Annotated in this window: 18 protein-coding genes; 7 read left to right on the forward strand and 11 right to left on the reverse strand. The window is 53.1% G+C overall.

Annotation, left to right across the window (positions count from 1 at the left end; genetic code table 11):
* Positions 1-33: 33 nt before the first annotated feature.
* Together cysT and IEY53_RS03665 are read right to left on the reverse strand one after the other, a co-directional pair.
* Positions 34-876 carry a sulfate ABC transporter permease subunit CysT gene (gene cysT, locus IEY53_RS03660; RefSeq protein WP_189022261.1) on the reverse strand — a complete coding sequence of 281 codons (843 nt, stop codon included), beginning with the start codon at positions 874-876 and terminating at the stop codon, positions 34-36.
* 28 nt (positions 877-904) lie between these two features.
* Positions 905-2,002 (reverse strand): sulfate ABC transporter substrate-binding protein, encoded by a 1,098-nt coding sequence (locus IEY53_RS03665; protein ID WP_189022262.1) that lies wholly within the window; start codon positions 2,000-2,002, stop codon positions 905-907.
* Positions 2,003-2,383: 381 nt separating this feature from the next.
* Here IEY53_RS03665 and IEY53_RS03670 point away from each other — a divergent pair, with 381 nt between their 5' ends.
* On the forward strand, positions 2,384-4,654 hold the full coding sequence (locus tag IEY53_RS03670; RefSeq protein ID WP_189022263.1) for an alpha/beta hydrolase: 2,271 nt from the start codon (positions 2,384-2,386) through the stop codon (positions 4,652-4,654).
* A gap of 96 nt (positions 4,655-4,750) precedes the next feature.
* Here IEY53_RS03670 and IEY53_RS03675 read toward each other — a convergent pair whose 3' ends face one another.
* The gene (locus tag IEY53_RS03675) at positions 4,751-5,800 is read right to left on the reverse strand and encodes a lactonase family protein (RefSeq protein WP_189022264.1); all 1,050 of its coding nucleotides are present in this window, start codon (positions 5,798-5,800) and stop codon (positions 4,751-4,753) included.
* Positions 5,801-6,055: 255 nt separating this feature from the next.
* Here IEY53_RS03675 and IEY53_RS03680 point away from each other — a divergent pair, with 255 nt between their 5' ends.
* From IEY53_RS03680 to IEY53_RS03690, 3 genes are all read left to right on the forward strand, one after another.
* Positions 6,056-6,316 (forward strand): GlsB/YeaQ/YmgE family stress response membrane protein, encoded by a 261-nt coding sequence (locus IEY53_RS03680; protein WP_189022265.1) that lies wholly within the window; start codon positions 6,056-6,058, stop codon positions 6,314-6,316.
* Positions 6,317-6,538: 222 nt separating this feature from the next.
* Complete coding sequence (locus IEY53_RS03685) at positions 6,539-7,045, forward strand: CcdC family protein (RefSeq protein ID WP_189022266.1); 507 nt, start codon at positions 6,539-6,541, stop codon at positions 7,043-7,045.
* Between the two features lie 401 nt (positions 7,046-7,446).
* Positions 7,447-8,409: an L-lactate dehydrogenase gene (locus IEY53_RS03690; RefSeq protein WP_189022267.1), complete on the forward strand. Its 963-nt coding sequence runs from the start codon at positions 7,447-7,449 to the stop codon at positions 8,407-8,409.
* Between the two features lie 10 nt (positions 8,410-8,419).
* Here the strand turns inward: IEY53_RS03690 and IEY53_RS03695 are convergent, their stop codons facing one another.
* The gene (locus IEY53_RS03695) at positions 8,420-10,495 is read right to left on the reverse strand and encodes a methyl-accepting chemotaxis protein (RefSeq protein WP_189022268.1); all 2,076 of its coding nucleotides are present in this window, start codon (positions 10,493-10,495) and stop codon (positions 8,420-8,422) included.
* 162 nt (positions 10,496-10,657) lie between these two features.
* Complete coding sequence (locus IEY53_RS03700) at positions 10,658-12,877, reverse strand: heavy metal translocating P-type ATPase (RefSeq protein ID WP_229695962.1); 2,220 nt, start codon at positions 12,875-12,877, stop codon at positions 10,658-10,660.
* Positions 12,878-13,114: 237 nt separating this feature from the next.
* Here IEY53_RS03700 and IEY53_RS03705 point away from each other — a divergent pair, with 237 nt between their 5' ends.
* The 3 genes from IEY53_RS03705 (at position 13,115) to IEY53_RS03715 (ending at position 15,527) form a co-directional block, all read left to right on the forward strand.
* Positions 13,115-14,104 (forward strand): cation diffusion facilitator family transporter, encoded by a 990-nt coding sequence (locus IEY53_RS03705; protein ID WP_189022270.1) that lies wholly within the window; start codon positions 13,115-13,117, stop codon positions 14,102-14,104.
* 165 nt (positions 14,105-14,269) lie between these two features.
* Positions 14,270-14,803 carry a PadR family transcriptional regulator gene (locus tag IEY53_RS03710; protein WP_189022271.1) on the forward strand — a complete coding sequence of 178 codons (534 nt, stop codon included), beginning with the start codon at positions 14,270-14,272 and terminating at the stop codon, positions 14,801-14,803.
* A complete protein-coding gene (locus IEY53_RS03715) occupies positions 14,796-15,527 on the forward strand; it encodes a CPBP family intramembrane glutamic endopeptidase (protein ID WP_189022272.1) in 732 nt (243 codons plus the stop codon). Before IEY53_RS03710 ends, IEY53_RS03715 begins: the two co-directional genes overlap by 8 nt.
* Before the next feature lie 59 nt (positions 15,528-15,586).
* On the opposite strand, the gene IEY53_RS03720 is transcribed toward IEY53_RS03715, so the two are convergent.
* The 6 genes from IEY53_RS03720 to IEY53_RS03745 form a co-directional block, all read right to left on the reverse strand.
* Positions 15,587-15,952 (reverse strand): ArsR/SmtB family transcription factor, encoded by a 366-nt coding sequence (locus IEY53_RS03720; RefSeq protein ID WP_189022273.1) that lies wholly within the window; start codon positions 15,950-15,952, stop codon positions 15,587-15,589.
* A 114-nt stretch (positions 15,953-16,066) separates the two neighbouring features.
* A complete protein-coding gene (locus tag IEY53_RS03725; RefSeq protein WP_189022274.1) occupies positions 16,067-16,813 on the reverse strand; it encodes an ABC transporter permease in 747 nt (248 codons plus the stop codon).
* A gap of 1 nt (position 16,814) precedes the next feature.
* Complete coding sequence (locus IEY53_RS03730) at positions 16,815-17,531, reverse strand: ABC transporter permease (RefSeq protein WP_189022275.1); 717 nt, start codon at positions 17,529-17,531, stop codon at positions 16,815-16,817.
* The gene (locus IEY53_RS03735) at positions 17,528-18,439 is read right to left on the reverse strand and encodes an ABC transporter ATP-binding protein (protein WP_189022276.1); all 912 of its coding nucleotides are present in this window, start codon (positions 18,437-18,439) and stop codon (positions 17,528-17,530) included. Before IEY53_RS03735 ends, IEY53_RS03730 begins: the two co-directional genes overlap by 4 nt.
* A 70-nt stretch (positions 18,440-18,509) precedes the next feature.
* Positions 18,510-19,919, reverse strand: coding sequence for a sensor histidine kinase (locus tag IEY53_RS03740; RefSeq protein WP_229695963.1), 1,410 nt, complete (start codon positions 19,917-19,919; stop codon positions 18,510-18,512).
* Positions 19,920-19,933: 14 nt separating this feature from the next.
* Positions 19,934-20,608: a response regulator transcription factor gene (locus tag IEY53_RS03745; RefSeq protein ID WP_189022278.1), complete on the reverse strand. Its 675-nt coding sequence runs from the start codon at positions 20,606-20,608 to the stop codon at positions 19,934-19,936.
* Between the last annotated feature and the right edge of the window lie 19 nt (positions 20,609-20,627).

A 20,627-nucleotide genomic window follows, 5' to 3' on the forward strand; every position in this document is an offset into this window, starting at 1 on the left:
CCTTTAAGAATGCATTATGTTCACCCCGGCGTCTTACCGGGAGGTTTTACGTGCCCAGCGCTGGAGGGTATTGATGACCAGCAGCAGCAGAAAGGAGATCAGCAGCAGCAGCAGCGCCACGGCAGTGGCTCCTGCGTAATCATACTGCTCCAGCTTTGACATAATCAGCAGCGGAGCGATCTCCGTGCGCATCGGCATATTGCCGGAGATAAACACAACGGAGCCGAATTCGCCGATGCCCCGGGCCAAAGCCAGGGCAAAGCCGGTCAGCAGCGGCGGGATCAGCTCCGGCAGGATGACCTTGCGGAAGGTCCGCAAGCGCCCGGCCCCAAGGGTAGCGGAAGCCTCCTCCGCATCGCGGTCCAGGTCCTCAAGCACCGGCTGAACGGTGCGGACCACGAAGGGAATCCCGATGAACATCAGCGCCAGCGTGATGCCAAGCGGGGTAAAGGCCACCTTTAGGCCGAGAGGCTCCAGCCAGGAGCCGATCCAGCCATTCGGGGCATAAAGTGCCGTCAGCGAGACGCCCGCCACTGCCGTCGGCAGCGCAAACGGAAGATCGATCAGGGCATCGAAAATTCTTTTGCCCGGAAACTCATAACGAACCAGCACCCAGGCCAGCAGCAGACCCAGAATAGCATCCACAAAAGCAGCAGCCGCCGCCGTCGACAGGCTGACCCGGTAGGAGGCAAGTACGCGCGCATCCGTAGCCACGTCCCAGAACTTCGCCCAGCTCAGTCCCGTCGAATTGAACAGCAGCGCGGACAGCGGCAGCAGCACAACCAGACTCAAATATAAAACGCTGCAGCCCATGGTCAGCCCGAAGCCGGGCAGTACTCTGCGCTTTGCCGCAGTTGTATTGGTGACAGCATTCATCTCCTAAGTTTCATCCTTTCCCGCCAGCTTAGCTGCCAGGCACATAGATTTTGTCAAAAATCCCGCCGTCGTTGAAATGTTTCTCCTGGGTTTCCTTCCAGGTGCCGAATTTGTCCTGCAGGGTGAACAGCTTGATCTCCGGAAATTTATCCTTGTATTGTTCCTTTACGCTGTCCAGTGTAGGGCGATAATAATTTTCGGCGGCTATTCTTTGCCCCTCTTCGCTGTAAAGGTATTTCAGGTAGGCTTCGGACACCTCACGTGTCCCTCTTTTATCTGCGACTTTATCGACAACCGCCACCGGAGGCTCAGCAAGGATGCTCTCAGAGGGATTGACGATATCGAATTTATCCGGGCCCAGCTCCTCTACCGAAAGGTAAGCTTCATTCTCCCAGGCAATCAGCACATCGCCAATCCCGCGTTCCACAAAAGTCGTCGTTGCTCCGCGTGCCCCTGTATCCAGAACAGGAACATGCTTGAATAATTCTTTGACAAATGCTTCAGCCTTGGCCTCGTCGTTGTTGTTCTGATCAAGCGCATAACCCCAAGCCGCCAGATAGTTCCACCGTGCGCCGCCCGAGGTCTTCGGATTTGGAGTAATGACTTCGACACCTTCTTTTAACAAATCGGGCCAGTCCTTGATCCCTTTCGGATTCCCCTTGCGGACGAGGAACACGATGGTAGAGGTGTATGGGGAGCTGTTATGCTCGAATTGGCTCTGCCAGTTCTCCTGAATCAGGCCGGAGCCCTGCAAGGCATCAATATCGTAACCCAGCGCCAGTGTTACCACATCCGCTTCCAGACCGTCCAGCACGGCCCGGCTTTGCTTGCCTGATCCTCCATGGGATTGTTTAATCGTAACCTTCTGGCCGCTCTCTTTCTCCCAATATGCTGAAAAGGCTTTGTTATAGCTCTCGTACAGCTCACGCGTAGGATCATACGACACATTCAGCAGTTCAACAGGCTCTTTGGACGGCGCTGCCGTTGCTGAGCCGTTGCCCGAGTTGGTAGCCGCTGCTGTATTCTCACCCGGATCTGCCGTGTTGCCGCTGCCGCAAGCGGCGAGCCCTGCCGTTAACAGCAAGGTAAATCCTGCAAGAAGCCCCTTCTTGAACGTTTTTTTCATTTTGAACACTCCCCCATGGTTTTCTTCTGGCAATTATAGATTTGATTATTTCTCCTAACAAAAAAACGGAGGAAAGCCCGCTTGCGGGCAGGTCAAACCGGTCAAAATAAGACCGTGTCTGCTAGCCAAGCGCGGGCGTTCCTCCGTTCGTACGGTGAGAACATTTCTTTTTAATTATTATTCCTATCTATTTAGTAGGTTATGGAGTTATAATACTGAAACCCTCCGTCACTGTCAAACCTTTTTTTGCGGAGTGTAAACCGCTGAATATGGGCCTTTCAAGCTTCACTTGTCTTTGCAGCCCCAAAGTAATATTATTGCTACATCTAATACAGGCAGATCAAGAATCTGTAATTGCCGTCAGTTTCGGGGGAGAAACACATGGAAATGGAATGGGAATATGCGCCTGTGCCCCAGCGGCAACGCCGGCGCCGGCGTATACTGAATGCTATGGGACGCAGGATCAAAGAAACTTACCGGTACGACACCACCTTTTGGAGGACGGCACTCTCCGGTCTTTGGATCGTCTCTTTTCTGGCCTTCACGGTTACTATCCTGGGAATTCCCACCGGATTGGGGCTGCCTGCCGACATCCTGCTGGCTGCGGGCACCGGAACCATTGTGCTGTTGGTTGCCGGCCATATTCTGGCTGTCCTGCTGGCCTTGACCGGGATACGTATCGCCAGGCTGTTCGCAGGCTGCTTGCTGGCGGATGCCATCGTTATTCTGCTTATTCTGTATTATGCCGATGTGCAGCTGGATGCAGCGGCAGCCATTGCCGTCCTGCTCTCCCTTGCGGGAGGTGCGGGCGGTATCGTAATCGGCCTGCTGCGCAGCAGACGGGTCGCGCTGGCGCTGCTGCTCATAGCGGCGTTAACCCTGTCACCGCTGGCTCTGGCCAGCAAGGTCCAGGAGACAGCGGTGACAGATACGTTTATTCCATCCAGTGACGAATGGCCTGAGCTTGCCGCCGCCAATCCGGGTCTTCCCGGAGATACACCATTCACCACCTTTACTTACGGAAGCGGACAGGATCTGCACCGCGCCGAATATGGAGAAGGGATCACGCTGCGCTCTTTCCCGGCAGATGCTTCCGCTTATATCAAGAAATGGCCCCGGCTGCGCAGCCTGTTCTGGGGATTTGACAGCAGCTCGCTTCCCGTGAACGGACGCGTCTTCATGCCTTCCGGGGACGGTCCTTATCCGCTGGTGCTATTGGTACATGGCAATCATATGATGGAGGACTACTCCGATGTAGGGTACGCCTATCTGGGCGAGCTGCTGGCCAGCCGGGGGTTCATTGCTGTAGCCCTGGACCAGAACTTCCTGAATTATTCGGCATGGTCCGGCATTCCGGAGCATGATTTCAAAGTCCGGGCCTGGATGATTCTGAAGCATTTGGAGCAGCTCGGCACCTACTCGGAGGAGAGCGGCAATCCCTTTTATCACAAAATCGACTTTGGGCAGACCGCTCTCCTCGGGCACAGCCGCGGCGGACAGGCCGCCGCTATGGCCGCCGATGCCGCCCGCTGGTTCAAAAGCGACCCCGTACTGACAGCGGCAGGCCGGTTCCATATCACATCCGTCATCGCCCTCGCTCCTACGGACAAGGTCGTCGACGGTCAGCAGGCCCGCTTAAAGGACATCAACTATTTAACCCTTCAGGGTGCCCGCGACGGGGATGTGCATGATTTCTATGGAGACCGGCAGTATAACCGCTCCACCTATTCAGCCGGCTCCACCGCCTTCAAGAGCTCCCTGTATATTGCGGATGCCAATCACAGTCAATTCAACAGCGACTGGGGCGGCTACGATCAGTCACTTCCAGCCGGATTGTTCCTCAGCCGCAGCCGCATTATGGACGGAGCCGCACAGCGGCAGCTGGCCAAGGTATATGTCTCTGCTTTTCTGGAAGCGACACTGCATGGAGAACACAAATATGAGGGCTTGTTCCGCGACTACCGCAGCGGGCAGCAGTGGCTGCCCGAAACGACCTCTTATTATAACCGTTTCCTGGACGGATCTTTTCGTCCTGTGGCTACCTTTGAGGAAGACCGTATTACAAGCACAGCCGTCAACGGTACGGCGGAGTCCAAAGGGCTAGTCTGGGCGGAAGAGCTTGCCATGGACCGTGAGAACAAGAGCAAAGCCAACTACGGCGTTGTTCTGAAACGTACTTCAGCGCAGGACCCGGGAGCATATTACAGCATTGCTCTACAAAACGGAACGGCCGCAGAGCATACACTTGCCGGAGCTGAAGGCTTAACCTTTGCGATGGCGAACCGCAATGCCGACAAGGCGGAGGACGCCGGTGTTCCACGGCCGGCCCCGGCCGTGGAGATTGAACTGACCGACCGCCAGGGCACCTCTGCCCGCTTGCCTTTGTCCGAGGTTATGGAGATCCTGCCGCTGCCGAAGACCCAATTCACGCTCCATCCATGGCTGGAAGAACGGATCAGTGACGGCAAATATGGCGACCTTTCTGAGGCTGTTTTCCAGACGTATGAGCTGCCTTTTGAGCTTTTCCGGGAAAAAGCACCAACGCTTGCCCCGGATCAGTTAAGCCAAATCACCTTTTATCTTCAGGAAGAAGGCGATAAGGTTATGCTGGATGACATCGGCTTCTATGCCAGAACAAAGGCTCCCCGCTGAAAGACAGCCTCAAAAGGGTCTGTTCCAGATGCCCACATACATCGGCACTTGCAGGAATAGTCCCTTTTGGCGAAGCATAGAATGTTCAGTCTTCACTTACAGCGCTTTGATGCACACCGGTGCCGGAAGCTCCAGCTCATTGCCTGTAGGGATTAACCTGCCCGAATCCTTGTCGATAGTAAATGAGGTGATATTGCCGCTGTTCTGGTTGGCCGCCAGCAGCATACCGCTGACTATGGCAAAATTGCGGGGGGTGCGCCCTCCTGTACTCTGCCAGTCTTCGGCCTGCAGCAATCCAGTTGCAGGATCGATATGGAACAGGGCGATGCTGTCATGCCCCCGGTTGGAAGTATACAGAAACCGTCCGCAGGGGGATACATGAATGTCGGCGCCCGTATCATCGCTGCCGGCAATGTGCTGGTCGGGCAACGTGCTCAGATGCTGCAATATCTGGAGATCTCCCTGCTGTTCATTATTGGTGAACACGGTCACCGTGCTGTTCAGCTCATTAATCAGATACATCCATTTCCCGGTAGGATGTACGGCCAGATGGCGCGGTCCGGAGCCTGGAGGAAGCTCAATCTCCCGATGGGTGGTCAGTTTGCCGTCCTCCACATTGTAGATCAGGATTTGATCAAGACCCAGATCACAGACCAGCACACGTGAACCCCGGCTGTCCGGGATGATGGAATGGGGATGGGGGCCTTCCTGACGGTCTTCGCGTACTCCAACACCTGCATGACGGACTTGGGCCGACATCTCCTGCAGGGAACCGTCCGCGTTCACCGGAAATACGTTAATATTCCCTCCCGAATAGTTGGAGACAAATATGTAATCGCCTTTGGGAGCTATAGAAACATAACAAGGTGCTCCTCCTTCAGTCTTGCGGCTGCCAAGTTCCGTTAACGATCCGGCCACAGGATCAATGGCAAAAGCATACACTTCACCCTCATCCTTTTCGCTGACCGCATACAGCACATTTTTTACACTGTTGACCGCCAAATACGACGCATTTTCGATGCCAGCTGTCCAACTTTGTACCCTCATCTCTCCTGAAGCAAGATCGAGTGTGCATAAATGAATAGCTGGTTCTCCCTCGGGACTGTAGCTTCCCACATAAAACTCGGCTTGATTTGGCCTTTTCATGGCAGCGACTCCTTATCGTATATTTACTGCAGCTTGTCTAACCTCTACTTACCCTGTACAACGGGCAACGCATCTTTTCTCCCGTTCTTTTTTCACTATATCATGTTTATTGGCTCAATACTTTTTGTGTGTAAATTGCTTCAATAAAGGGCAAGCTATAATGATCGAGCCAAATTTTCACATGTGGTTTAAACAATCTGCATGAGGTTAATAGTAAGCATCAAAGACAACAAACACAAAAGGAGCTGAAGCAAAATGAGTTTTCTCTGGATGTTAATCGTTGGTGGAGTAATCGGTTGGTTGGCAGGCCTGATCATGGGCAGAGATATTCCGGGCGGGGTAATTGGTAACATTATCGCCGGTATTTTAGGATCATGGCTTGGTGGCATGCTGCTGGGAAGCTGGGGACCAAGAGTCAGCGACTTCTACGTGTTCCCTTCCCTGATCGGTGCTATCGTTCTGATCTTCATTGTCAGCCTCATCCTTCGTTCGGTTGGAGGACGCAGCCGTTCGTAAGTCCGTGTTACCCTTAAGCAGCGGCAACTGCCAGCTGCTTGCCCAAAACCCGCCGGGAGCTTGCTCCCGGCGGGTTTTACCTGTGTAATCACTTAGCTCAGCAGCCTTTGTCCTAAATATATTCCAGCGCTTTCTTCCCCTTGCACCGTTCAATGTTTTGCCATCATTTTTCTGTTATAATGTAGGCATTAGTGACTCAAATCACAGAGAGGAACGTGAATCATGGGCAGCATTAACCCCTCGCTTCTGCATATCGGCTCCACTGTAGGGGCCGTGTTCATGGCGCTGATGGTTATCTTTATCCGCCTAAAAGCAAGTGCCCGTCCAGTGACGATCCGCAAAATATGGATTCCACCGCTTGGCATGTCGACGGGTTTTGCCATGTTTGTGGTACCGGAGGTCCGCTTCCCCTGGTGGTGGGCGGTGCTCGCTTTTTTGATCGGCTGGTTTGTCTTCGCCTATCCGCTGATCCGCACCACTACCTTTGAGCAACGGGATGGCGAAATTTATGCGCAGCGCTCCAAAAGCTTTGCTTTTATCCTGCTTGGCCTGCTTCTCGTCCGCACTTTGCTGCATGAATTTATCAACCGGTATATCTCCGTACCGCAATCAGGTGGATTATTCTTCATTCTGGCCTTCGGCATGATTCTCCATTGGAGATTCTTCATGTACAAACGCTACAACGTTCTTGTCCCGCCGCAGACACAGCTTCCCGAACCGCGGGTATAGATTTGCTAGTTGGGAGATAAGTCTGGGTTTGACTGCATTTTGTGCATCAGAATGCTGGCAAACCTGGCTTTTTTTCGATTCGGCTGCATTTTATGCATCAGGTAAGGCTGAACAAACCTGTATTTCGATAATATCTCTGTTTCAAGATGTACAAAATACATCAGAATGGACTTTTGAGCCCTCCCAGAGCGATTTGGCTGCACTAAATACACTGAAGCAGCAGCCAGTCCAACGGACCTCTCGCTCCAAATGTCTTTCCGAATCAAAAAAGAGGTGTCCCAAGCAGCCATTTTCGGCTTATGGGACACCCCTTCGTTTTTTCATGGCTGATGTCAGGTAACTCCCTCCAGGATCAGTTAAAATATAGGAGGGTATAACTTTCAGAGAGCGAGGCAGGGGATATGAAAAGTAAATCAAGAAAAGTAGCCATCGTCGGCTCCGGAATGGTTGGCTCCAGCTGTGCATACTCCATGGTTAATCAGGCGATTTGCGACGAGATTATGATGATCGACCGCACGTATGACCGGGCTCTGGCCCAAGCGCTGGATCTTTCGCACTGCATGGATTTCACGGGAACCCGCACCAAGGTATATGCCGGGACCTACAGCGATTGTGCACCCATGGACGTTGTTATTCTGACAGCCGGCGCCAATCCGCTGCCGGGCCAAACCCGGCTGGATGTGATGGATGCGGCAGCTGCCATAACCGATGAAATTGTCACGAACATCATGGCCGGAGGCTTCGACGGAATCTTCGTGGTCGCCGCCAACCCCGTCGATATTGTTACCTATCTGGTCTGGAAAAAATCAGGGCTGCCCCGGCACCGGGTGATTGGGACCGGAACCTCCATCGACTCTTCCCGGCTAAAGACGCTGCTGTCCGAGGTCTTCTCCATTGATCCGCGCAGTGTCAACGGTTATGCCATGGGGGAGCATGGCGAATCGCAATTCGTAGCCTGGTCCCATGTCACGATTGGCGGCAAGCCGATTCTGCATATTCTGGAGCAGCACCGCGAGCGGTTCAGCCACCTGGATCTTGCGGATATCGCCCGCAAGACCAAGGATGCGGGCTGGGAAATATTCACCCGCAAAGGCTCGACACATTTTGGCATTGGCAGCGCACTGGCCTATATTACCCGCTCCATTCTCAATGACGAGCATAAGATCATTGCCGTATCCGCCATTCTGGAGGGCGAGTACGGACAGACCGGAACATGCACCGGCGTCCCGGCCATTATCGGCAGAGACGGCATCAAGGAGCTGCTTGAGCTGAATCTCAGCAGTGAGGAATTCACCAAATTTAATACCTCCTGCGACATTGTCCGCAGCGGTATCGCCAGCCTGAAGTTAGAGGAACAAGCCTGAGCCGCTGCCGTTACTGCCTGAATCTTCCGATCTCCTGCTTAAGACCGGACATCATCTTGTTCAAGGATTCCGCAGAGGAGACAATATCCTTCATAATTTCGGTCTGACCGGTGGAGGCTTCGGCAACCGCCTGAGCATTCTCCGCCGATTCCCTGGCAATCGTCAGCATGTCGGTGACAGAGGCCGTAATTTCCTCGGTGCCTGCAGACATCTCTTCATTAATGGCCGATACATCCTGAATTTGCTGGGAAACCTCACGGATCGATTGGCGGATATGCCCAAACGAAACACCCACATTGTTCATTTTGGCCATCCCGTCGCCAATCTCAGAAATGCTTTTCTCCATAGAATCGGCAGCTTGCGTGGTGGAAGACTGAATCTGCCCAATCAGCTCTACAATGTGAATTACAGATTGATTGGTGCGTTCGGCCAGCTTCTTCACCTCATTGGCTACAACACCGAACCCGCGCCCATGTTCGCCTGCTCTGGCGGCTTCAATGGAAGCATTCAAGGAAAGCAGTCCGGTCTGGTTGGAAATTTCCGAGATCACTTCTACGATATTCCCAATTTGCTCGGACTGCTCCGTCAGCTGCCTGATGGCTTCAGCCGCTTGATTAGCCGTTGTATTGATAATGTGCATCTGCTGCAGAGTGGACTCGATTTCATGATAGCCGTTCTCCACTTCGGAGTTGACGGTCTCCGCCTGATCCGATACTTTTACTGAAGACTCGGCAATCCGCTGCAGCCCAACCGCCATTTCCTCTGTGGCCCGGGCCGACTGCTCCGAGCCTTTGAACTGGGCTTCCATTCCCTGCGCCACTTCCAGTGTAACCACGGAAATTTCCGCTGAGGTGTTGGAGGACAGATTCGCAGCCTGCAGCAATCCTTCCGAGGATTCCGCCACTTGCACAACGGCAGTATCAATCTTACTGACCAGTCCGGACAACGACCCAATCATCTCATTAATGTCCTTGCTCATCCGGCCGATTTCATCGTCCGAGCGGACAGCCACCCGTTCATTTAGACGTCCTTCTGTCACTTTTTTCGTCACAGCAGAAATGGCAACAATCGGCTTCACAATCCGCCGGGTCAGATACAAGGAAATCAGCACCACCAGAAGAATCACTGCCAGCATTAAAACTAACGCCAATTGTTGGGCTGAAGTAACCTTGGCATAAATTTCATTCTCCGGTACGGTAATCAGAAGTTTCCAATCCGTGCCCGGGATGGTCTTGAAATAGGTGATAACCGCCTGCCCATTTTCCCCCTCATAGGATGCGGTACCGCTGTTCTCACTCATGATTTGCTTCACAGTGTTTTGCATTTCAGGTGTTTTCGCATAATCGGCCAGCGTTTTGCCAATGCGTGCAGCGTCCGGATAAGTGTAATATTCACCTTTTCCCGATACTACGTAACCATATCCAGTCTCCGCTACATGGATGTTCTTGCTCATCTCTGTCAGAATATCCGGAGTGACCGAAAAAGCAACGCCGCCTGTGAATTGCTTGGAAGCATCCACCATGGGGACAATCACCGGGATGATGTATTTATTCATCGGCTCAAGAAAAGACATGTCGGCAACAGCCGGACTGAGGGTCTGCTTGGCTTTCAGGAAATAATCGGCTGTCCCCATATCGGCTGTCATCTTCATGCTATTGGTCAGAAGTCCGCTTGTATTGATGACGCTGTAGCCTTCCGACTTTGAATCACTCTCCTCCAGCACCTGAAGGGTCGGGAAAAGGCTGGCCGGTCTCGCAGGGTCAAATTCCGGATGCGCAGCAACCAGCTCCTTCACCGCAGAAGTCTTGGATTGGAGCCATTCGTCAATGCGGGTCGTGTTCATCTCCAGAATCTTTTGCGCCAATTGTTCACTGTCCGACCGGGTAACCCCGCCAAAATACTGCAGAAAGAAAATAGTAACTCCGAGTAATGGAACTACGGCCAGCGCCAATATGACCAGCGACCACTTGGTTTGAATCGAGGCTGCTCTCTTGTCCGCCGCCGGCCTGTTCCGTTTCTTGTTGTTTTTTTTGCCGTTTTTCTCCGTCTCTATTGTGTGTGCGCCTTTCACTTCAATGCCTTCCATCCGTAAAACGCCTCCCACCATTTCTGGTTTCAATTTCCATATGTTGTAAATACATATTCATATATCGGCATAATCAGACAAATTTCTTTATCCCCGGCACAAAAAATAAACCTCCAGACCCACAATGTGGAATCCGGAAGTTCATTTGTGTACTTTTATTGTTCAGGATTGCCCCGGCACCTTCAAAGCCCGCACGCTGTTGAGCACAGCGAGTACAGTCACGCCGACATCCGAGAACACTGCTTCCCACATAGTGGCAATCCCGAACGCACCCAGCAGGAGGAAGACCGCTTTTACCCCCAGGGCAAAAATAATATTCTGCCAGACGATGGACCGTGTTCGCTTGGCTATGCCGATGGCCGCAGCAATCTTCGACGGTTCGTCCGTCATGATGACAATATCCGCCGCCTCGATAGCCGCGTCCGAGCCCAGTCCGCCCATGGCAATCCCGATGTCGGCCCTAGCCAGCACCGGAGTATCATTAATGCCGTCGCCGACAAAAATAATTTTCTCCCGCCGGGACTGCTCTCCTTCCAGTCTCTCCATTACTTCCACCTTGTGCTGCGGCAGCAGCCCGGCATAGATCTCATCCACACCCAGCTCCTTCCCCACTGCCTCGGCAACGGAAGCTGTATCACCTGTCAGCATGACCGTCTTGCGGATGCCCAGCTCTTTAAGCGCCCGGATGGCTTCCCGGGAATCCTCCTTCACTTCATCGGCAATCACCAGACAACCGGCATACTGCTTGTCGATGGCCAGATGAACCACCGTGCCGCTCTGCTCCGGCAAGCGGTACGCAATCCGTTCCTGCTCCATCAGCCGCGCATTGCCGGCCAGCACCGCCTGGCCTTCTACCCGGACCTCAATACCATGGCCCGGAATCTCGTTGTAATCCGTGATCCCTTCTTTGGCTATGTCCGCACCATAGGCAACCCGTATGGACTCGGCGATCGGATGGCTTGAGTGACTCTCCGCATAAGCAGCCACCCGCAGCAGTTCGCTCTCCGCCATGTCCGCAGCAGGATAGATTCCCGCCACCTTAAACTGGCCTTTGGTCAGTGTACCGGTCTTGTCGAAGATCACCATCTTCACCTCATTCAGAGCTTCCAGGAAGTTGCCGCCTTTGACCAGAATGCCGCTTCTCGAAGCGGCGCCGATCCCTCCAAAGAATCCGAGCGGAATCGACACGACCAGCGCACAAGGGCAGGAGATCACCAGGAATACAAGTGCACGGTAGATCCAGTCGGAGAACGTGGCTCCGCTGATCAGAAGCGGTGGAACAACTGCCAGCAATACAGCTGTTATTACAACCACCGGGGTGTAGCCACGGGCGAACTTGGTGATGAAATTTTCGGTTTTCGCTTTATTACCTGCAGCGTTCTGCACCAGTTCAAGGATTTTGGATACGGCCGATTCTCCAAAGGTCTGGGTGACCTCGATGGTGACAACGCCGTTGCGGTTAATGAAGCCGCTCAGGACCGTACTGCCCGGACCTGCCGACCGCGGGACAGACTCTCCCGTCAGGGCTGAGGTATCCATCATCGAGTTACCTTCCAGAATCCTGCCGTCCAGCGGCACCTTCTCGCCCGGCTTGACAAGAATAATATCGCCGACGCCCACCTCTTCCGGTGAGACGCGCCGTGTAACGTTCCCCACCTTCAGCTCCGCGAATTCGGGACGGATGTCCATCAGCGCCGTGATGGAGCGCCGCGAACGGTTGACCGCCAGCCCCTGGAACAGCTCTCCCACTTGGTAAAAGAGCATAACGGCAACGCCTTCGGGGTATTCCCCAATGGCAAAGGCACCGATGGTCGCCAGCGCCATCAGGAAATTCTCGTCAAACACCTGCCCGCGCATAATGTTGCGCGTTGCCTGCCAGACGACTTCCCCGCCCACAATAAAGTAAGCGGCCAGGAATAACAGCAGCTCCGGTATTCCGCTGACCGGCAGAAACATGCCAGCAGCTGCAAGAATACCTCCGCCGCCCAGCCGCAGGAGAATGCGGCGTGTATTCCCTTCGCCATGGGCATGGCTATGGTCATGGCCAGCCTCCGCCGCATGCGTATGCTTATGATCATGCGCAGGGTCGTCTCCTGCTATATGCGCATGTGCAGAAGGACGGGGCCTTACCGCGCCGGATATTTTCTCATTCAGCTTCACATGCGGCTCCAGTGACGTTACGGTACGCTGCGCCTCCGCCGCTGCTGCTGCTTCATAGCCGGCAACCGTCTCCATCGTCAACGTCTTGGTTACAAAATTGACGGAGCAGGACGTTACCCCCTCAATCTTCCCCACTCTATCTTCAATTTTCATGGCACAATTTGCACAATCCAGCCCGGTAAGCTCCCACTGGCGTTTCACATTACCTTCCAGCGTATTCACACTACTCAGCCCCTTCGATAAAAAAATAACATATGAGCAATTGTTCATTTATGGTATTACCCGTATTATATTCCCCATAATCCCGGAGTGTCAATGCGTGTTGGCACGTGTTCACTTTCTCGTATGGGCATTTATAGTTTAGAGAATCTTACCAAAAAGACTTGATCTTTAAAAACATCAGGAATATGATTAACATATGAGCAATCATTCATATGTTTCTTGGAAAGGGGCATTACTATGCATAACCATTCGCATGAGGATACACACAGCCATGAAGAACACACTCACGGGAATCATAAAGATCACGGGCATTCCCACCATCAACACGACCACTCGCACGGACACGGGCACTCACACGCTCCCAACAACAAAAAAGGCCTGATTATCGCTTTGCTGATTACCGGAGGCATTATGTTTCTGGAATTCTTCGGCGGGCTGATTACCAACAGCCTGGCTCTGCTGTCGGACTCCGGGCATATGCTTAGCGATACCGCCTCGCTTGCATTAAGCCTGGTTGCGATGATCTTTGCCGTAAAACCGCCGTCCTTCAAAAACTCCTACGGTTTTTACAGGTTTGAGATTATGGCTGCATTATTTAACGGGGTTACTCTGTTTGTCATCGCCGGCTTTATTATATGGGAAGCGTACCAGCGTTTCTTCGAGCCTCCGACAGTAGCCAGCGGTCCCATGATGCTTATTGCTGCTGTCGGTTTGCTGGCGAACCTGATCAGCGCCTGGGCCTTGATGCGCAAAAGCGATGTACACGGCAATATAAATGTGCGCTCTGCTTATCTGCATATTTTGGGCGATGCGCTGGGGTCTGTCGGGGCCATACTTGCCGGGCTTATCATGAATCTGTTCTCCTGGTATGTGGCTGACCCGATCATTAGCGTTCTTGTAGCCCTGCTTATTCTCAAAGGCGCCTGGGGCGTGATCAGACATGCGTTCCATATCCTTATGGAAGGGACACCCAGCCAGATCAATGCCGGTGAAGTAACGCAGTCGCTCCTGGAAATCGAGGGCGTACTTAATGTTCATGATCTGCATATCTGGACCATCACTTCGGGGCTTGATTCGCTCAGCTGCCATTTGCTCATTGAAGACGACAAAGATAGTCAGGCTCTTCTGCAGCAGGCGGTATCCCTGATTGAGACCAGATTTGGCATTACCCATTGCACGGTCCAGATAGAGAATTCGCAACTGAAGCACGGAAAACTAAGAGTATAAATAAGGGTTGCATTGGACCTGCTGATAGGCTGCCTCTGCCAGGATACTGGCCGGAGATAGCCTATTTTTGAGGCCAGGAAAAAAATACCTTGACACTTTCGCCATAAAACGCGATTATAAATGTATCGAATGGATATATCAAATAGATATAAATGAGGTGATCTCATGCTGGAGTATATCCTGCTTGGCATGCTGATGGAAGGTACAATGAGCGGATATGATTTGAAGAAAACCATTGACAGCTCCGTAGGAATCTTTTATAAAGCCAGCTTCGGCAGTCTCTATCCTGCATTAAAGAGACTGACCGACAAGGGCCTGATCTCCCTTACAGAGACTGACAACAGCAAGAACAAGAAACTCTATACCCTGCTCCCCGGAGGACAAGAAGCTTTCCTCACTTGGCTGGCCGGACCGTCACAGGGGGCCCGTAATGAGCAGTTGATCCGTATCTTCTTCTTCGATTACCTGGATGAGGAGACCCGCCAGCGGCTGCTGGGAGAATATTTATTCAAGCTGGAGCAGGAGCTTCGCACCCTTGAGGCCGTTAAGTCCATCGTAGCCGGCGAGCTTGCCGAAATTCCGAACCCGGAGGATTATTATTACCGCGTCTCTGTTCTGACCTACGGATTAAACCATTTTGAGATGGAGAAGCAATGGCTGAAAGCTATTAAGGAAAGGAAGAATTTAAACCATGAATAATGTAAGGACTGAAGTATCTTTTTCGCAAAAGCGGCCTGTCTGGACCGTTGTAATTATCGAACTGCTGCTATTGCTGGCGATGATGGCCTCCGGAACCTACGCCACATTAAATGAGCTTAATTATGCAGCCCCTGTACTGATTGCCTTTATTCCCATCGCCCTGGTGCTGGTCATTTACTTCACACTGAGAAACAAATGGAGCATGCTAGGTTTTCGGCCGCTGCGCAGTATTTCTCCGCGCCACTGGGTCTATTACTCCCCGCTGGCCGCCATTTTGCTCATTAACTGCCTTAAGGGATTCCGCGGGATCGGCGTCTCCGAGGTGTTGTTCCTGATCTTCTTCACTTTGCTTGTGGGTTTTGTGGAGGAGAGTATCTACCGGGGTTTGATTCTGAAGACGCTGCTCGCCAAAGGCGTTAAAACGGCTGTGATTACCTCCAGCATCCTCTTCGCGGTGACTCATATTCTGAACGCCCTGTCCGGACAGTCCCTGGCCCAGACCGCGCTGCAAATTGTATACGCACTGCTGATGGGCGCCGTATTGGCCCTGCTGATGGTCAAAACCAATAATATCGTTCCTTTGATCCTCTTTCACTTCTTACATAATCTGATTCAATTTGCCGGCAACGACAACAGCAGCGCTTTTATCGGCTACGATTTGCTCATTCTGCTGGTACTGGCCGGTCAATGCTTCTGGATTTCCAAATCACTTAGCAATGGCTAATGGACACCAAAACAAAGCAGCGAATCTCCATACCCGGAGACTCGCTGCTTGTTTATAATCTATTCATGACGGATATGCTCATGCGTCTGGAGAAAAATCTGCTCCACATGCGCATCGTTCAACGAGTAATACACCGTCTTTCCTTCTTTGCGGCGTTTCACGATCCGCAGATTGCGCAGATAGCGGAGCTGATGGGAGACGGCAGATTGCCCCATATCCAGAATCCGCGATAAATCATGTACACACAGCTCTCTTTGGGACAACGCATAGATAAGCCGAACTCTGGTCGGATCACCAAGTGCCTTGAACATCTCCGCCATTTTATCCGTAATCTCCCGGTCAGGCAGGATCAACGCAACAGATTCCGGTTCCAGCTCCGAACCTTCACATGTATTGTCACATTCCTCCAGTGCCGCTGGCTCCATGCTCTCGCCCTCCTCTATAGCTTTCCGGCTTCAACCCGGCTTTGCTGTATACTTATAGACTCCTTAATTATATGAAAATCCATTAGTGATGTCCATGGAGGGGAGAAGCCAGCCTTAGACGGCTTTGCGCCAGAACGAAATCATACCCGCAGCCAGAAAGACAATAAGGCTGCCCAGCACAACGAACAGCAGGCTCTCCAGCGAAATGTTAAAGGCCCCGAAAGATTCATCGCCGTAAGGAGACAAAGGAGACATCGCCAGCATCGGCTGTACCCAGGGATAATAAGGACCGTAGGTCGCAGAATTTGCAATCAGCATGTTCGGAAGCGTCAAGCTGACATTCAGCGCCAGCGGTGCCCCGAAGCTGCTCCAGCTCTGCGAGACTGCCAGCTGTAGAGCGGCCAGGGGAAGGCAGGCGAACCAGCCGCCGAATACACTGCGCAGCATTAGGGCCCAAGGAACGGGTTCGGTAATCTCGCGGAACCATCCCACTCCCAGCAGGGCCGCACCGAACAACAGCTGGACCACCCCGAGCAGAACGATAATCATGATGAATTTGGACAAATATACCGTCATCCGGGTCACCGGAAGGGCAAGGAGCATTTTCCAGCCTCCCTCCTGGTGCTCATACCGGCACAACAAGGCGGCAAAAATACCGGACAGTACGGGCAGAAACAGCATCGAGTGGATCATAGACATATCGGAAAGCTGCAACTGCCAGCTCAAACTCTCGCCATCCGGCGGGCTGGACAGCATTCCCGGAAGTACAGCGATGGCCGGACTCAACAGGGTCAACAGCCAGACAAAGGACTTGGACATTTTCAGACGCTCCGCCGAAATTAACCGCCACAGGGATGTCATCTCAAGCCACATCCTTTCTTGCAAAATGTACTGCACTCGGCACAATCAGCAGCATGCCCAGCAAAAGGCCGGCGCCGCTGAACCAGATGGGATTCGGGGCATTCCAGGCCAGATAAGGCCAGGTTAAAGGCATAAATTCCGTCAGAAATGTAGCGAACAATGAACCCATCGACAAGGTCAGCCCAATCGACACCGGCAAGGTCTGATTCCGGAAGCTCAGCGATAACCACAGCTGCAGAATCAGCACCGGCAGTGTCGCCAGGTATGACATGAATCCAATCCGCAGAATATCCCCCCATGGGATCAGATCCATTTTGAAGCCCAGAATCAGCCCCAGAATCACCGAGCCGGCCGACAGCAGCAGACAGGATACAGCCACCAGCAGCAGACAGAGCAGCAGCTTGGCCATAAATACCGCCGTCCGTGAGACAGGCAGTGCCAGCAGCTGCTTCCACGCACTTGTCTGATGCTCCACATTCGCAATCATTGAGCACAAGAGGGTCCCGCCCAAATATAGGGCCACCGGCACATAATTGGCTATATTATCAAGAAGCCCTCCCCAAAGATCATCGCTGTATTCCTTAGTCAGATAATCAAACCGCAAGCCGAAATTGAGCCCCTGCATGGCAACGATTCCGAGCGGCCCCAGAAACACCAGGAACCAGAGCCCTTTCCCGCGGATTTTGAGCCAGTCTGCCGACAGCGCCCGGAGCATCATGACGCTCCTCCCTCAACGACCTGCAGGAAGAAATCTTCAAGGGACTGTCTCCGTTCTTCCACACGGTAGACCGCATGTCCATTCTCAACCAGTTCTTTGACCAGCAGCGCTACCCGGGCATCGTTCATGCGGGACAGGATCAGCCGTCCTTCCTGAAGTGTCCCTTCATAGCCGCGGCGCTTCGCCAGGAACATGGCTGCTTCCGGTTCGGAAATGGCTAACCGCATCTCTCCGGAGGCCTGGAGCTGCAGGTTGGCGATCGTGTCCTGATAAACCATCTGCCCCTGGCGGATAATGCCGACCGTGCCCGCCATTTGCTCAATTTCACTGAGCAGGTGGCTGGAGACAAGCACAGTGATCCCCTGCTCCTCCGGCAGCCTTTTAATCAGGCTGCGGATCTCTTGTATCCCTGACGGGTCCAGACCGTTGGTTGGCTCGTCCAGGATCAGCAGCTCAGGCTCTCCCAGCAGCGCAGCTGCAATGCCGAGCCGCTGCTTCATTCCCAGCGAGAAACCTTTCACCGGACGTTTTTCCTCCCCGGTCAACGAGACCACCTTCAGTACTTCTGCAATACGCGACTTGGGTGCGTCTATGATCCGCCGGATAGCCTCCAGATTCTCTGTAGCCGTCAAATGGCCGTAATACGACGGAGACTCTACCAGCGAACCAACCCGGCGCAGAATTTGCAGCTTGTTCTTCCGCAAATCCTGCCCGAATACTTCAATGCTGCCCGATGTTGGCGTGATGAGGCCCAGCAGCATGCGGATAGTTGTTGTTTTGCCTGCACCGTTGGGTCCCAGAAATCCATAAATTTCTCCTTTATCTATCTTCAGATTCAAGTGATCCACGGCGGCCCGGCCGCCGTACTTCTTCAATAAACTCTTTGTATTAATCACTGTTTCTCCCATGTTCTTCACCTCGTAAATAAGCATAACGCTCCAAGGTTAAGAACACGCACCGACGAAGTTTAAGTTTTGTTTAAATTTTCTGCCGAGCGTGGGAGATTATAATCACAGTGCCTTCGTCGCTGCTCTCGGCGTTCCACTCCAGCTCCATATGCTTCAGCAGAAGATCAACGATCGACAGCCCCAAACCGGCACCCTTTGCCTCCGAACGGCTGCCGATGCCCTTGCCGTGGTCGGCAATCATAATGACACGCCGCTCTTGCCGAATCCCGGCAGAGATGCCGACATAACGCCCACTGCGGGCATGGCGTATTATATTCTGGTACAGATTGTCCAGCACGCGGCGGAACCAGACTTCGTCGACCATCCAGTACAGCGGTTCGGCATCCAGATCGATCTCCACCGCAAACCCTTCCTTCTCCCAGAGCGGATACCAGGCTGCTGCACTTTCCCGCAGCAGCCGCAGCACATCCTTACGCTTAAGTTCCAGGGTAATCCGCCCGCTGTGCAGCAGGTTATAGGACAACAGATTGTCAATCAGCGTACCGAGATCGGAGATGCGCTCGTCCATGAGCTGGAGCGATTCCCGGCCTTGCATGGTCAAATTCTCTTTGGTCATATGATGCACATGGCTGCGGATGACCGTTAGCGGTGTGCGGAGATCATGGGACAGGTCGGCGACCAGCCGTTTACGCAGCTCTTCTTCCTCAGCTTCCCGCCTGCGGCTTTCGGCAAGCTCCCCCACCATGGTATTGAAGGCCTCTTCCAGGCGGCCGATCTCATCCGGCTTGCCATACGGAATCGGCCGTGGCATGCCAGCCGGACCGGTCACAGTCATTGCCCTTTGCAGGCGCAGCAGCCGCTTGCGGATGCCGATGAAGAACAGCCAGGACACAATAGCGAACCCTACAAAGAACACCAGCAGGACGAGTATGAACCACAAATTCAGAATCTCAACAGTCGGCGAGCTTATGACCAACCGTGACACCTGCATGACCATAAAACCTTCACCGGCCTCTTCCCGGTCCCCTATAAAGGCAACAATGCCAAGCGGATCATTCCCAATGGTACTCTTCATAAATGAAATCGCGTCAACTGCTGTCCACCGCTCAGGGATAACCGGCCGGGAAGCTGCCGAAGCCCCGGGAACGGGTGCAACCGGCTCCAGCAACAACCGGGTCTTTCCCTCATGGTCCACCCAGAACATGGAGGCTCTGGTGTACTTGCGGCTTAACTCCTGCAGCCGTTCATCAATCTCTTCCGCCGAACGCCCCTGCAGTAGCAGCGCCTCTTCATGCCACATCTGTTCAAGCTCTGTAACTTTTGTATATAGTGCATAATCAGCCGGGTCCTTCGGTACCGTCATACTGGTAAAGAACCCGTAAGCCATGATACTCAGTGGAAAAATGACAGGAACGAAAAACAATGCAGCCACAACAATCAACAAATAACGGGAGAGCAACGAGCTCTTCGGCAGACGCAAACGCCTGAACCTCTTCATGCCCTTACCCGGTAGCCAATCCCGCGCACGGTCTCAATAATCTCCGGGGAGGCGGGATCTTCTTCAATTTTCTCCCGTAAATGACGGATATGGACCATCAGCGTCTTGTCGCCTTCCATATAAGGTTCGCCCCATACCGCTTCATAGATCTGTTCCTTGGTCATAATCTGGCCGAGATGGCGCAGCAAATAAGAGAAGATCTGAAACTGCTTGCCTGTCAGCAAAATCTCTTCCCCGCTCCCGGCGCGGATAACCCGGTTGTCGCCTTCATAAACCAGAAGGTGCTTCAGCGCCAGGGGAACCGTACTTGACGCTCCCGCCCTTCTAAGGAGCACCTCCACCCTTGCCGCCAGCTCATCTGGATGAAAAGGTTTGGTTAAATAATCATCCGCGAACTGCAGACCCTGCAGTTTGTCATCAATGGACGTCCGTGCCGAGAGCATCAGGATCGGCAGCGCCGGGTACGCCCGCTTGAGGCGCTGCCCTACAGTGAAGCCGTCCAACCCGGGCAGCATGACATCAAGAATGGCGAGCTGGCAGTCCGCCGCTTCCTCTATGGCCCCTTCTCCGCTCTGAAGCCAGCGGACGTTATACTCCCTTTCACGCAAATCTGCAGAAACGATGCTGCCGATCTCGCGGTCGTCCTCTATATATAACAAGGTCATGCTCATCTTCCTTCAAATCCTTTCT

It is taken from the genome of Paenibacillus albidus (assembly GCF_014644435.1).
Taxonomy (GTDB): Bacteria; Bacillota; Bacilli; order Paenibacillales; family Paenibacillaceae; genus Paenibacillus_AQ; species Paenibacillus_AQ albidus.